Below are 11,833 nucleotides of genomic sequence, written 5' to 3'. Positions count from 1 at the left end.
CCGTGTTTCTTGCGCTCCAGCCCTTGTTGCAGCATGCGGTCATTGGCGCGGGAACGGTCGGAACGGTTGATGGCAATGGGGTTCATCAAGGCCAGGCCCCAGCCGAAGAAGGGCAACCACAGCAGCTCGCGCTTGGCGACATAAATCTGCGAGGGAAAGATTTTCTGCAAGGCCAGCGTTTCCCAGCCGGACTGATGCTTGGAGCAGATGATGGAAGGCTCGGACGGAATGTTTTCCGTGCCGATCACCCGGTATTTCAGCCCCACCACATGCACCAGCAGCCACAGCATGATCTTGGCCCAGCTCTCGCCAAACACATGGCGGGTACGGCGCGGCAGCGGTGCGGCGATGAACAGGCCCAGAAAGCACAGCGGCGTGACAATCAGCAGCAACAGCCAGTAAATCAGATTACGAATCCAGATCATGGGTTATATCAGCCTTGGACTTAGCCAGTTCACAGATTGATCAAGTGCTCGGCGGCGTCGAACAGGTCGTCGAACACCAGCGTTCCTTCGGGCAGGCCGCCCTTTTCCAGGGTTTGCATGCCCTTGCCGGTACGCACCAGGATGGGCTGGCCACCCACGGCGGCAACGGATTCCAGATCGCGCAGGCTGTCGCCAATCAGCGGCAGGCCCTGCAGCTTGACATTGAAGCGCTCGGCCAGCTCCAGCACCATGCCCGGCAACGGCTTGCGGCATTCACAGCCATGATCCGGGCCATGCGGGCAGTAGGCGATGGCGTCGATGCGGCCACCGGCCTGCCCGACCAGCCGGTGCATCTTTTCATGCATGGCATTGAGCGCGTGCACATCGAACAGGCCACGGGCCAGCCCGGACTGGTTGGTCGCCACCACCACATGCCAGCCAGCCTGGGTCAGGTTGGCAATGGCTTCCAGGCTGTGCGGCAGCGGCACCCACTCCATGGTGTTCTTGACGAAATCATCGCGGTCTTCGTTGATGACGCCGTCGCGGTCCAGGATAACGAGTTTCATGATTGAGAGAGCACTTCCTGAGTAGGGCTCAGGGAGCGGGGAGTGGTGAGTGGGGAGTAAACAGCCATGTGTTTTGCCATGACATGGCAAGGGGCCACACTTGCCGCCTCCTCCCTACTCCCGACTCTCCACTCCCTTCCCGGGTTAATCCGCCAGCAGCGAGATGTCTGCCACGCGGTTGAACAGGGCTGCCAGGCGGGCCAGCAAGGCGATGCGGTTGGCCCGTACCGCCAGGTCGTCCGCCATCACCATCACGCCATCAAAGAAGGCATCCACCGGCGCCTTCAGGCTGGACAGCTGCGCCAGCGCACCGGCAAAGTCGTGGGCGGCAAACTTGGCGTCCACCTGCGGAGCCAGTTCGCTCACCGCAGCGTACAGTGCCTGCTCGGCCGCTTCGCTCAGCAGGGCCGGATTGACCTCGCCCACTTCGCCTTCGGTTTTCTTCAGGATGTTCTTCACCCGCTTGTTGGCGGCAGCCAGGGTGGCGGCTTCCGGCAGCGCCTTGAAGGCAGCCACCGCAGCCAGCACCGCCGGCACTTCGTTCAGCACGGAAGGGGCCAGTGCCAGCACGGCGTCCACTTCGTCGGCCTGATAGTCGGCCGCCAGATAGTTCTTCAGGCGGTCCATCATGAAGGCAAACACTTCGTCCGCCGTGGTGGCGGACAGCTTGCCGGCCGGGAAGGCTGCAGCCACCAGCGCCAGCAGGGCCTTCAGGTCCAGCTTGGCGGCCAGCACCATGCGCAGCACACCCAGGGCGGCACGACGCAGGGCGTACGGGTCCTTGTCGCCAGTGGGAATCAGGCCGATGCCCCAGATACCGACAATGGCTTCCAGCTTGTCAGCCAGTGCCACGGCGGTGGCGATGTCGCCCTGCGGCAGGCTGTCACCGGCAAAGCGCGGGTGGTAGTGACCTTCGATGGCGGCGGCAACTACCTCGCTTTCGCCGTCGTGCTGGGCGTAGTACATGCCCATCACGCCTTGCAGTTCGGGGAATTCACCCACCATGTCGGTGACCAGGTCGGCCTTGGCCAGCAAGGCGGCACGCTCGGCCACGGACTGGTCCGCACCCAGTTGCGCGGCAATCTGGCCGGCGATGGACTGCAGGCGCTCCACCCGTTCCAGCTGGCTGCCGATCTTGTTGTGGTAAACCACTTCGGCCAGTTTGGCCAGACGGGTTTCCAGACGGGCTTTCTGATCCTGTTCGAAGAAGAACTTGGCATCGGACAGGCGGGCGCGCAGCACGCGCTCATTACCCTGGATGATGTGGCTGGGGTCGGCGGTTTCCAGATTGGACACCAGCAGGAAGCGGTTCATCAGCTTGCCATTGGCATCCAGCAGCGGGAAGTACTTCTGGTTCTGCTGCATGGTCAGAATCAGGCATTCCTGCGGCACCTTGAGGAATTCGGCCTCGAAGCCGGCTTCCAGCACCACCGGCCATTCCACCAGGGCGGTCACTTCGTCCAGCAGGGCATCGTCGGCGGCAATGGTGGCACCATGCACGGCGGCGGCGTCAGCCAGGCGCTTCTTGATCAGTTCGCGGCGGGCATTGAAGCTGGCCAGCACCTTGCCCTGCTCGAACAGCACGCGGGCGTAGTCATCGGCTTTTTCGACAAACACATCGCCGGAGGACAGGAAGCGGTGACCACGGGTGGCATTGCGGCTGGACAGGCCCAGCACGCCGCCTTCGATCACGGTTTCGCCCCACAGCATGATCAGGCCATGCACCGGACGCACAAACTGGTAGTCCAGATCGCCCCAGTGCATCAGCTTGGGAATCGGCAACTTTTTCAGCGCCAGCGCCACGATATCGGTGAGCACGGCAGCCAGTGCTTCGCCCGTTTTGGTGCTCTCGTAGGCAAATACATCCTGCTTGCCATCGCTCATGGTGCTGAGCGCAGACACGTCCACGCCGCAGGAGCGGGCAAAACCGGCCAGCGCCGGAGTGGGCTGGCCATCTTTCATGCCAGCGGCCACGGCCGGGCCCTTGCGCACGATTTTCTGATCCGGCTGCACCGCCAGCACCGCCGGCACCTGCACCGCCAGACGGCGCGGCGAGGCAAAGGCAATGGCCTCGACATCGGCAGCGACAAATTGCAGTTTTTTCAGTTCTTCGGAAATGGTCTGGGCAAAGCTGAGCGACAGCTTTTCCAGCGCCTTGGGCGGCAGCTCTTCGGTGAGCAACTCGATAAGCAGGGTGGCGTTCATGATTTATTCAGGTTTCTTGTGCGGAGCGGTTTTGGCGAGATAGCACACGACTTGCAACATGGTGTCAGCCACCGAGCCTGCTTCCACCGGCTGCCATTTCCAGGCAAAACGTTGTACCGGAAACATGGTGGAGTACAGCTGACGACCGCTTTTACTGGCGTATTCGAAGCCGACAAAAACATATTGCTGTCTGGCGCAATCGGCATAGCCGGTGGTGCGACGGATGTAATACTTGATGTCGGTGGCCTTGTCGTACTGGCGTTCGCTGAACCGTTCCTGATTCACAAAATGGACCAGCCCGTCTTTCTCCACCCAGATGGCATTGCGGTCCATGGCCAGTTCCAGGGCAGAGCCCTGCTGGTAGACGCCCCAATCGGCGGTTTCGGCCAGCGCCGGCGCGGCGGCCAGGGCAAGCAACAGGCTGATCCTGAGTTTCATTGGCAATCAGGCCTTGGGACACATGGGAAAGCCCAGCGCCTCGCGCGAGGCGTAATAGGCTTGTGCCACGCCACGCGACAGGGTGCGTACCCGGCCGATATAGGTGGCACGTTCGGTCACCGAAATGGCACCGCGCGCATCCAGCAGGTTGAAGCAGTGGCCGGCCTTGAGCACCATTTCGTAAGCCGGCAGCGCCAGCGGGATGTCCAGCAGGCGCTTGGCTTCGGATTCGTAGTAGCTGAACAGTTCGAACAGCTTGGGCACATTGGCGTGTTCGAAGTTGTAGGTGGACTGCTCCACTTCGTTCTGGTGGTAGACGTCGCCGTAGGTCACACGCTGACCATTCGGGTAAACCGTCCACAGCAGGTCGTAGACGTTTTCCACGCCTTGCAGATACATGGCCAGACGCTCGATGCCATAGGTGATTTCACCCAGCACCGGCTTGCAATCCAGGCCGCCCACTTGCTGGAAGTAGGTGAACTGGGTCACTTCCATGCCGTTCAGCCACACTTCCCAGCCCAGGCCCCAGGCACCCAGCGTCGGGTTTTCCCAGTCGTCCTCGACAAAACGGATGTCGTGCACGGTGGGGTCGATGCCCAGCACCTTGAGCGAACCCAGATAGAGTTCCTGGATATTGGCCGGCGACGGCTTGAGCGCTACCTGGAACTGGTAGTAATGCTGCAGGCGGTTCGGGTTTTCACCGTAGCGGCCGTCCTTGGGACGACGCGAGGGCTGCACATAGGCTGCATTCCACGGCTCCGGGCCGATGGCACGCAGACAGGTGGCCGGATGCGAGGTACCGGCGCCCACCTCCATGTCGAAGGGTTGCATGATGACGCACCCTTGCTCGTTCCAATAATTCTGGAGGGTAAGGATGATTTCCTGGAAGGTAAGCATAGACGTGGGGTAGCTAGTGAAAAGTCAAAGGACGATTCTACCGCCTAGCGCCCCCGGCGAAAAGCAAGGCGACGGCCAGAACGCACGCCGCGTTGTGCCTTGCACGAAAAGCCAGCTTATTCCGACAGATGATAATGCTGGCGCAAACGCTGCAACAGGCCGGCTTGCTGCTGCAGGAATTGGTTGAATTGGTCGATGATTTCCGGATAGCGCGTGGAGGACAGCATCAGCGGCACCCGGTCCACCGGCAATTCGCGTGCCGGTTCCAGCTGGCCGGCTGCCGCCATGCTACGCGCCATGCGCATGCCGACATTCCAATCCAGATAGACCGCCTGCACGCGCCCGACCAGCAACTGCCGCAACAACCCCTGCTGCGAGCTGTTTTCCGTCAGCCGGATCTGGCCGCTGTGCAACTGGTCCAGATAAGCCACCGGGGTAAAACCGGTGAGGGTGGCCATATTGTGCAGCTGCTCCAGCTTCAAGGGCTGATGTGGCGCACGCACCAGCAAGCCCTCGCTCAGCGTCACCAGCGGCAGGCTATAGCTGAGCAGCACGCCACGCCTGGCTTCCACACTCCAGCGCGGATGATCGGGAAATTTGAAATCGACACTCTGCTCGGCCAGAAAGGCATGCATCAGCCGTGCAGTCGGCATCGGCTTGTAGACAAAGACATAGCCCTGACGGCGGGCAAAGGCATCCAGCACATCCCGTGCCAGCCCCCGGTAATTGCCATTGCCGTCCAGATAGTAATAAGGCGCGTAATCCAGCGCCTCAACCCCGATGGTCAGAACGCGGGAGTCCGCCAGCGCAGGCAGTGCATGCAGCACGGCCCAGCATGACAGCAGACACCACCTGCCCATCCACCCCTTGTTACCCATGTGCTTTACTCATCCTGATCGCGCAAGTTAGCAGCCTAAATAGCCCTGATGTCAGCATGATGACCAGCAGGACCGATCATGACATCTTGCCAAATTGACATGACACATTACAGCGCCCCACCCCGGGGGAAAAAGGGCAGACACAGAGGGCAATCACGACATCAGCGCAAGCCAACACCGCAATGACAAGGCCCGGTCATGCCGGGCCTGTTGTCATCAGCCTGCCTGGCTTGGCAGGCGAGTCCTGGCCATCAGTTCCAGTCCAGAATCACCTTGCCGCTTTGGCCGGACAGCATGGTGGCAAAGCCCTGCTCGAAATCATCCACCTTGAAGTGATGGGTGATGATGGGGCGGATGTCCAGCCCGGACTGGATCAGCGCCACCATCTTGTACCAGGTTTCAAACATCTCGCGGCCATAGATGCCCTTGATTTCCAGGCCCTTGAAGATGACCTGGTTCCAGTCGATGGCGGTATTGGACGGCGGAATACCCAGCAGCGCCACCTTGCCGCCGTGGTTCATGGTTTCCAGCATCTGGCGGAAGGCCTGCGGATTGCCGGACATTTCCAGGCCCACATCAAAGCCTTCGCACATGTGCAGCTCGCTCATCACCTGTTTCAGGTCTTCACGCGCCACGTTCACCGCACGGCTGGCCCCCATCTGGCGTGCCAGATCGAGGCGGTAGTCGTTGACGTCGGTGATGACGATATGGCGCGCCCCCACATGCTTGGCAATGGCCACCGCCATGATGCCGATGGGGCCGGCACCGGTGATCAGCACATCCTCGCCCACCAGATTGAAGGACAGCGCGGTATGCACCGCATTGCCGAAGGGGTCGAAGATGGCCGCCAGATCGTCGGAAATATCATCCGGAATCGGGAAGGCATTGAAGGCCGGAATCACCAGGTATTCGGCAAATGCGCCTTCGCGGTTGACGCCCACGCCCACCGTATTGCGGCACAGGTGGCGACGGCCGGCACGACAGTTGCGGCAATGGCCGCAGGTGATATGACCTTCGCCCGACACACGCTGGCCGATTTCAAAGCCACGCACTTCGGAGCCCATGGCGGCCACCACGCCCACGTATTCGTGGCCGACGTGCATCGGTACCGGAATGGTTTTTTGCGCCCATTCGTCCCAGTTCCAGATATGGATGTCGGTGCCGCAGATGGCGGTTTTGCTGATCTTGATCAGCAGGTCGTTATGGCCGATTTCCGGCTGAGCCACATCGTTCATCCACAAACCGGGTGCGGACTTGAGTTTGGAGAGTGCTTTCATTGCGTTTACCTGCCTGTCTGTTGCGCGCCCGCCGGCCAGCAGGCCCACGGGCAAAAGTCTGGATGCGGTTCAGTCGATCACTTTCAGCTCACGGCCCACCTTGATGAAGGCGGCCACCGCACGCTGCACCTGCTCCACCGTGTGACCGGCGGACATCTGGGTGCGGATGCGCGCCTTGCCCTTGGGCACCACCGGGAAGGAGAAGCCGATCACATACACCCCTTCTTGCAGCAGGCGGGCGGCCATTTCGCCAGCCAGACGGGCATCGCCCAGCATCACCGGGATGATGGGATGCTGGCCCGGCACCAGGGTGAAGCCGGCCGCAGACATTTCGTTGCGGAACAATTCGGCATTGCGCTTGAGCTGGGCGCGCAGCTGCTGGCCTTCGTTCTGGATCAGCTTGAGCACTTCCAGGCTGGCGGCGGCAATGGCCGGAGCCAGGCTGTTGGAGAACAGATAAGGACGTGAGCGCTGACGCAACAGGTCGATGATGGGTTTGCGGCCGGATACATAACCACCGGAAGCCCCACCCAGCGCCTTGCCCAGCGTGCCGGTGTAGATATCCACCTTGTCGGCCACGCCACACAGTTCTGGCGTACCGGCACCATTTTCACCAATGAAACCGACGGCGTGGGAGTCGTCCACCATCACGATGGCACCATGACGGCCCGCCACTTCGCACAGGGTTTTCAGGTCGGCAATGATGCCGTCCATGGAGAACACGCCATCGGTGACGATCAGCTTGAAGCGCGCACCGGCCGCTTCGGCGGCAAGCAGCTGGGCTTCCAGATCGGCCATGTCATTGTTTTTGTAGCGGAAACGCTTGGCCTTGCACAGGCGCACGCCATCGATGATGGAGGCGTGGTTCAGCTCGTCGGAAATCACCGCGTCTTCTTCACCCAGCAGGGTTTCGAACACGCCGCCGTTGGCATCGAAACAGCTGGAATACAGGATGGTGTCGTCGGTACCGAGGAAGCTGGAAATGGCTTGTTCCAGCTCTTTATGAATCTGCTGTGTGCCGCAGATGAAGCGCACCGAGGCGCAGCCATAGCCATAGTCATCCAGCCCGCGCTTGGCGGCGTCGATCAGGCGCGCATCATCGGCCAGGCCCAGATAGTTGTTGGCGCAGAAGTTGAGTACATGCCCACCACCGGACAGGGCGATATCGGCACGCTGCGGGGTGGCAATCACCCGTTCCGGCTTTTCAAAACCATCGGCGCGGATTTGGGCCAGCGTGGCTTCCAGGTGGGCAAGATAGGTATGGTTCATGGCAGGGATGTCCTTGTAGGCCAATCGTGAGGCGCCGGGACTGCAGTCGCAGCGGGATCACCGCGCGCCGGAAACTGTCATCCATTCTAGCCCAGTGCATACGGCTTTATCAGTGACAGTTGTCAAGGAAATCACTTGCCAGCTGTCACCCTGCAACCAGCGGCTGAAGAGCAACTGTCATCATTCAACCGACAGCGTCATCCAGCGCCAGCGCATGGCCGGCCGAGCGCCGGCCACCACTCACAGATCCAGCACCAGCCGTGCACCGCGCGCGCGCGATACACAGATCAGCAGGCTCTTTTGCGCCTGCTTTTCTTCGTCACTGAGGTACTGGTCGCGATGTTCGGCCTCGCCCTCGACAATGCCCACCTCACAGGTGCCACATACGCCCTCGCGGCACAGGCAATCCACGGCAACCGTGCCATCGTTCTCGATAGCTTGCAGAATGCTTTGTCCTGCCGCCACCGGGATTTCGCGCCCGGAACGGGCCAGCACCACGGTAAATGCTGCTCCGCCTTGCGTGCTGACGGCAAACTGTTCCCAATGCAGGCGTGCTGGCGCTATGCCCTGCGCCGCCCCGGCCACCTGCACCGCCTCGATCAGCGACTGCGGCCCGCAGACATAGACATGGTCCTGCTCGGCCATCTGCTGCAGCAAGCCGGCGACATCGCACAACTCGCCTTGGGCGGCATCATGAAAATGGCAGTGCGCACCGTAGCGGGCGGTCAGTTCTTCAACAAACGCTGCTTGTTCGCGACTGCGAAAAGCGTAATGCAGTTCAAAGCTTGCGCCGCTGGCCTGTAACTCTTCCATCTGCGACATGAAGGGCGTGATGCCGATGCCACCGGCAATCAGAATCTGCCGGCCACTGCTGGCATGCAGTGCAAACAGATTGTTGGGCGGGGATATCTGCAGAATGTCGCCTTCTGCCAGTTGTTCGTGCATGAAAGCCGAACCGCCGCGGGAGGCTGCTTCGCGCCGCACGGCAATCTGGTAGTGCTGCAACTGGAAAGGCGAGCTGAGCAGGGAATAGGCGTTGTAGAGCAAACCGCTGGCGGCGGGGATTTGCACAATGACATGGCTGCCGCCGCCAAATGCCGGCAGGCTGCCACCATCTGCGGCCTGCAGGGTGAAGCGTTTGATCAGGGGGCTGGCTTGTTCTATCCGCACCACGCGGACGGCAATATTCGGGGTCTGGTGGGTCATGTTGCTTGATGCTCGTGGTTGACTGGAAACACGGCGCGGGACGTTCAGCACGCCATGCACAGGTATTTGGACTCAAGATAGTCATCAATGCCGTAACGGGAGCCCTCGCGCCCCAGACCGGACTGCTTGATGCCGCCAAAGGGGGCCACCTCGTTGGACACCATGCCGGTGTTGATGCCGACAATGCCGTACTCCAGTTGCCGGGCGACGCGCCACACGCGGCTGATGTCGCGGCTGTAGAAGTAGGCGGCCAGGCCGTAAATGGTGGCATTGGCCAGCATGACGACCTCTTGGTCGCTGGCAAACGGCATCACCGGTGCCAGTGGTCCGAAAATTTCCTCGTCGAGCAGGCGCATGCCCGGCTTGACATCGGCAATGACAGTGGGGGCAAAGTACTGCGGCCCGGCAGCCAGGCTGTGTCCGCCGGTCAGCAAACGGGCTCCACGCTGCACGGCATCGTCCAGCAGGGATTGCACCTTGCTGACGGCACGGGCAGAAATCAATGGGCCGATCTCGCTGGCCTCGGCAAAGCCATTCCCCACCCGTAATTCGGCAACCCTGGCGCAGAAACGCTGCAGAAACGCGTGATACACCGACTGGTGAACATAAAAGCGGTTGACGCAGACACAGGTCTGGCCGGCATTGCGGAACTTGGCCTGGATGGCACCCTCCACCGCAGCGTCCAGATCGGCATCGTCAAACACGATGAAGGGCGCATTGCCGCCCAGTTCCAGCGAGACTTTCTTGATGGTGCCGGCGCACTGCGCCATCAGCAGCCTGCCGATTGGCGTGGAGCCGGTAAAGCTGAGCTTGCGTACCAGCGGATGGGTGCTGAACTGCTGGCCAATGGCCTGGGCATCGCCAGTAACGATATTGAACACACCCGGCGGAATGCCGGCACGGTGGGCCAGCTCGGCCAGCGCCAGGGCGGATAGCGGGGTTTCGTTGGCTGGCTTGATGACGATGCTACAGCCAGCCGCCAGCGCCGGGGCAGCCTTGCGGGTAATCATGGCGGCCGGGAAATTCCACGGTGTGATGGCGGCACAAACGCCAATCGGCTCGCGCATCACCAGCAGTGTCTGGTCCTGGCGCGGCGCCGGAATCACATCGCCATACAGACGCTTGGCTTCTTCGGCAAACCATTCGACAAATGAGGCGGCATAGCGGATTTCACCGCGCGCCTCGGCCAGTGGCTTGCCCTGCTCCCAGGTCATCAGCCGCGCCAGGTCTTCTTCGTGTTGCTCCAGCAGGAAAAACCACCGGCGTAATAGCCGGGCGCGTTCTTTTGCCGTCAGGTCGCGCCAGGCCGGCAGCGCCGCATCGGCGGCCTGAATGGCACGCATGGCTTCCGCTTCACCCATCAACGGAAGATGGGCAATCAGCTGATCCGTGGCCGGGTCGTGTACGGCAAAGGTGTCCGCCCCATCGGCAGCGCACCATTGGCCATTGATATACGCGTGCTGTCGCAACAGCAGGGGGTCTTGCAATTTCATCGGAAACTCCGCAAAAGCGGCGGCGACCGCCAACCGGCACCGCCGCAGGTGGCATCAGTCCTGGTGCTGGCGCGCCACCAGCTGGTGGAAGTGGGCAATGCCGTGCTCACTGATGCCACTGCGCTGGCGATCGGTCATGATGCGGCCCTGCCCGCGGTAGCCACGCGACTTCAGTCCGCGCTGCACGCTTTCCACCAGCCGCAAGTCTTCCGGCCGGAAGACAGTGCGATACCACTCCACCAGTGCCTGCTGTTCTGCGGTCAGCTCCTTGTTGCGGAAATAAATGTCGTAGTACTGCAAGGTGGTCTCGGCATCCTGTGGGTATTCATAGATGACCGTCATGAAATCGGCACCGGGCGGTACGTTGAACATGGTGCAGGGCCAGGCCCAGTAGCCGCTGAAGCTGGGGTTCTGTACCGTGGGGTCGATCTTGAAGGATTTTTCCGACGAGCGTGCCAGGCCAAACTGCAGTGTCCAGTTGCCATGCAGGGTGTGCGTGTACTTGTCCACCTGCACCGAATCGGCAAAGCCCGGATGTGCCGGCGCGCAGTGGTAGCACTCCATATAGTTGTCGACGATGATTTTCCAGTTGGCCGGCGTGGTGGTGATAAAGCGCGCCGCCAGATGCAGCTGGTCGATCACCGGGCAGGCTGCACGCAAACTCTCGGCCAGGCCGGGTAGCTGATCCTCCACCGGGTCGGCATCCAGATTCATGTTGATAAACACGAAACCGGCATATTCCTCCACCTTGAGCGGCGACAGCGCAGCCTTTTGCGGGTCGAAATCGACCACGTTTTCACAATTGCGCGCATGACCCAGCTGGCCATCCAGCTTGAAGGTCCAGGCATGATAGGGACAGGTGATCACATTCTTGGCCCGGCCACTGCCTTGCAGCAGCTGGTGGCCACGGTGCGGACAAACATTGTAAAAGCTGCGCAATACCCCATCCCGGCCACGCACCACGATGATGCTTTCACCTGCCACATCGCGGGTGATGTAGTCGTTGGATTCGGCCAGTTCGCTGCCATGTGCCACACAGATCCAGCTATTGGCAAAAATCTTCTCCTTCTCGAACTGATAGACCCGGTCGGAGGTGTAGTACTCGGCGGGCAGGGTCCAGGCACGTTCGTGATCGGCACAGAAATCCGGGTTCAATCGGGTGTAGTCATTCATGGGTGT

General features: G+C 61.1%; 11 protein-coding genes. All 11 read right to left on the bottom strand.

Translation table 11 applies throughout. The features are described 5' to 3' along the window. Nucleotides 1-425: 1-acyl-sn-glycerol-3-phosphate acyltransferase (locus tag JHD64_RS11860; RefSeq protein WP_199053351.1), on the bottom strand; the 425-nt coding region annotated here is incomplete at its 3' end. A 29-nt stretch (nucleotides 426-454) separates the two neighbouring features. Further along, nucleotides 455-991 (bottom strand): D-glycero-beta-D-manno-heptose 1,7-bisphosphate 7-phosphatase, encoded by a 537-nt coding sequence (gmhB, locus tag JHD64_RS11855; RefSeq protein WP_059287294.1) that lies wholly within the window; start codon nucleotides 989-991, stop codon nucleotides 455-457. 144 nt (nucleotides 992-1,135) lie between these two features. Continuing rightward, the gene (glyS, locus tag JHD64_RS11850; protein WP_110313608.1) at nucleotides 1,136-3,196 is read right to left on the bottom strand and encodes a glycine--tRNA ligase subunit beta; all 2,061 of its coding nucleotides are present in this window, start codon (nucleotides 3,194-3,196) and stop codon (nucleotides 1,136-1,138) included. A gap of 3 nt (nucleotides 3,197-3,199) precedes the next feature. Beyond that, the gene (locus JHD64_RS11845; RefSeq protein WP_059286966.1) at nucleotides 3,200-3,634 is read right to left on the bottom strand and encodes a surface-adhesin E family protein; all 435 of its coding nucleotides are present in this window, start codon (nucleotides 3,632-3,634) and stop codon (nucleotides 3,200-3,202) included. Between the two features lie 6 nt (nucleotides 3,635-3,640). Next, on the bottom strand, nucleotides 3,641-4,531 hold the full coding sequence (glyQ, locus tag JHD64_RS11840) for a glycine--tRNA ligase subunit alpha (protein WP_110313609.1): 891 nt from the start codon (nucleotides 4,529-4,531) through the stop codon (nucleotides 3,641-3,643). 116 nt (nucleotides 4,532-4,647) lie between these two features. Next, complete coding sequence (locus JHD64_RS11835; RefSeq protein WP_199053350.1) at nucleotides 4,648-5,409, bottom strand: ABC transporter substrate-binding protein; 762 nt, start codon at nucleotides 5,407-5,409, stop codon at nucleotides 4,648-4,650. 251 nt (nucleotides 5,410-5,660) lie between these two features. Beyond that, complete coding sequence (gene tdh, locus JHD64_RS11830) at nucleotides 5,661-6,686, bottom strand: L-threonine 3-dehydrogenase (RefSeq protein ID WP_059286963.1); 1,026 nt, start codon at nucleotides 6,684-6,686, stop codon at nucleotides 5,661-5,663. A gap of 69 nt (nucleotides 6,687-6,755) precedes the next feature. Beyond that, complete coding sequence (locus JHD64_RS11825; protein ID WP_199053349.1) at nucleotides 6,756-7,955, bottom strand: glycine C-acetyltransferase; 1,200 nt, start codon at nucleotides 7,953-7,955, stop codon at nucleotides 6,756-6,758. A gap of 240 nt (nucleotides 7,956-8,195) precedes the next feature. Beyond that, nucleotides 8,196-9,161: a PDR/VanB family oxidoreductase gene (locus JHD64_RS11820; RefSeq protein ID WP_199053348.1), complete on the bottom strand. Its 966-nt coding sequence runs from the start codon at nucleotides 9,159-9,161 to the stop codon at nucleotides 8,196-8,198. A 44-nt stretch (nucleotides 9,162-9,205) separates the two neighbouring features. After that, on the bottom strand, nucleotides 9,206-10,654 hold the full coding sequence (locus tag JHD64_RS11815) for an NAD-dependent succinate-semialdehyde dehydrogenase (protein WP_199053347.1): 1,449 nt from the start codon (nucleotides 10,652-10,654) through the stop codon (nucleotides 9,206-9,208). Between the two features lie 54 nt (nucleotides 10,655-10,708). After that, nucleotides 10,709-11,827, bottom strand: a complete 1,119-nt coding sequence (locus JHD64_RS11810; protein WP_199053346.1) for an aromatic ring-hydroxylating dioxygenase subunit alpha — start codon at nucleotides 11,825-11,827, stop codon at nucleotides 10,709-10,711. Nucleotides 11,828-11,833: the final 6 nt, after the last annotated feature.

The sequence above is a fragment of the Aquitalea sp. ASV15 genome (genome assembly GCF_016429115.1).
Lineage (GTDB): Bacteria > Pseudomonadota > Gammaproteobacteria > Burkholderiales > Chromobacteriaceae > Aquitalea > Aquitalea magnusonii.
The sequence above is the reverse complement of the archived record's forward strand: the minus strand, read 5'-3'. Positions and strand labels throughout refer to the sequence as shown.

Bases quoted from the DNA above. Each gene is read 5' to 3' on its own strand.
- JHD64_RS11820 (WP_199053348.1), bottom strand. From the start codon at position 9,161: ATGACCCACCAGACCCCGAATATTGCCGTCCGCGTGGTGCGGATAGAA.
- tdh (WP_059286963.1), bottom strand. From the start codon at position 6,686: ATGAAAGCACTCTCCAAACTCAAGTCCGCACCCGGTTTGTGGATGAAC.
- JHD64_RS11825 (WP_199053349.1), bottom strand. From the start codon at position 7,955: ATGAACCATACCTATCTTGCCCACCTGGAAGCCACGCTGGCCCAAATC.
- JHD64_RS11835 (WP_199053350.1), bottom strand. From the start codon at position 5,409: ATGGGTAACAAGGGGTGGATGGGCAGGTGGTGTCTGCTGTCATGCTGG.
- gmhB (WP_059287294.1), bottom strand. From the start codon at position 991: ATGAAACTCGTTATCCTGGACCGCGACGGCGTCATCAACGAAGACCGC.
- JHD64_RS11845 (WP_059286966.1), bottom strand. From the start codon at position 3,634: ATGAAACTCAGGATCAGCCTGTTGCTTGCCCTGGCCGCCGCGCCGGCG.
- glyS (WP_110313608.1), bottom strand. From the start codon at position 3,196: ATGAACGCCACCCTGCTTATCGAGTTGCTCACCGAAGAGCTGCCGCCC.
- glyQ (WP_110313609.1), bottom strand. From the start codon at position 4,531: ATGCTTACCTTCCAGGAAATCATCCTTACCCTCCAGAATTATTGGAAC.
- JHD64_RS11810 (WP_199053346.1), bottom strand. From the start codon at position 11,827: ATGAATGACTACACCCGATTGAACCCGGATTTCTGTGCCGATCACGAA.
- JHD64_RS11815 (WP_199053347.1), bottom strand. From the start codon at position 10,654: ATGAAATTGCAAGACCCCCTGCTGTTGCGACAGCACGCGTATATCAAT.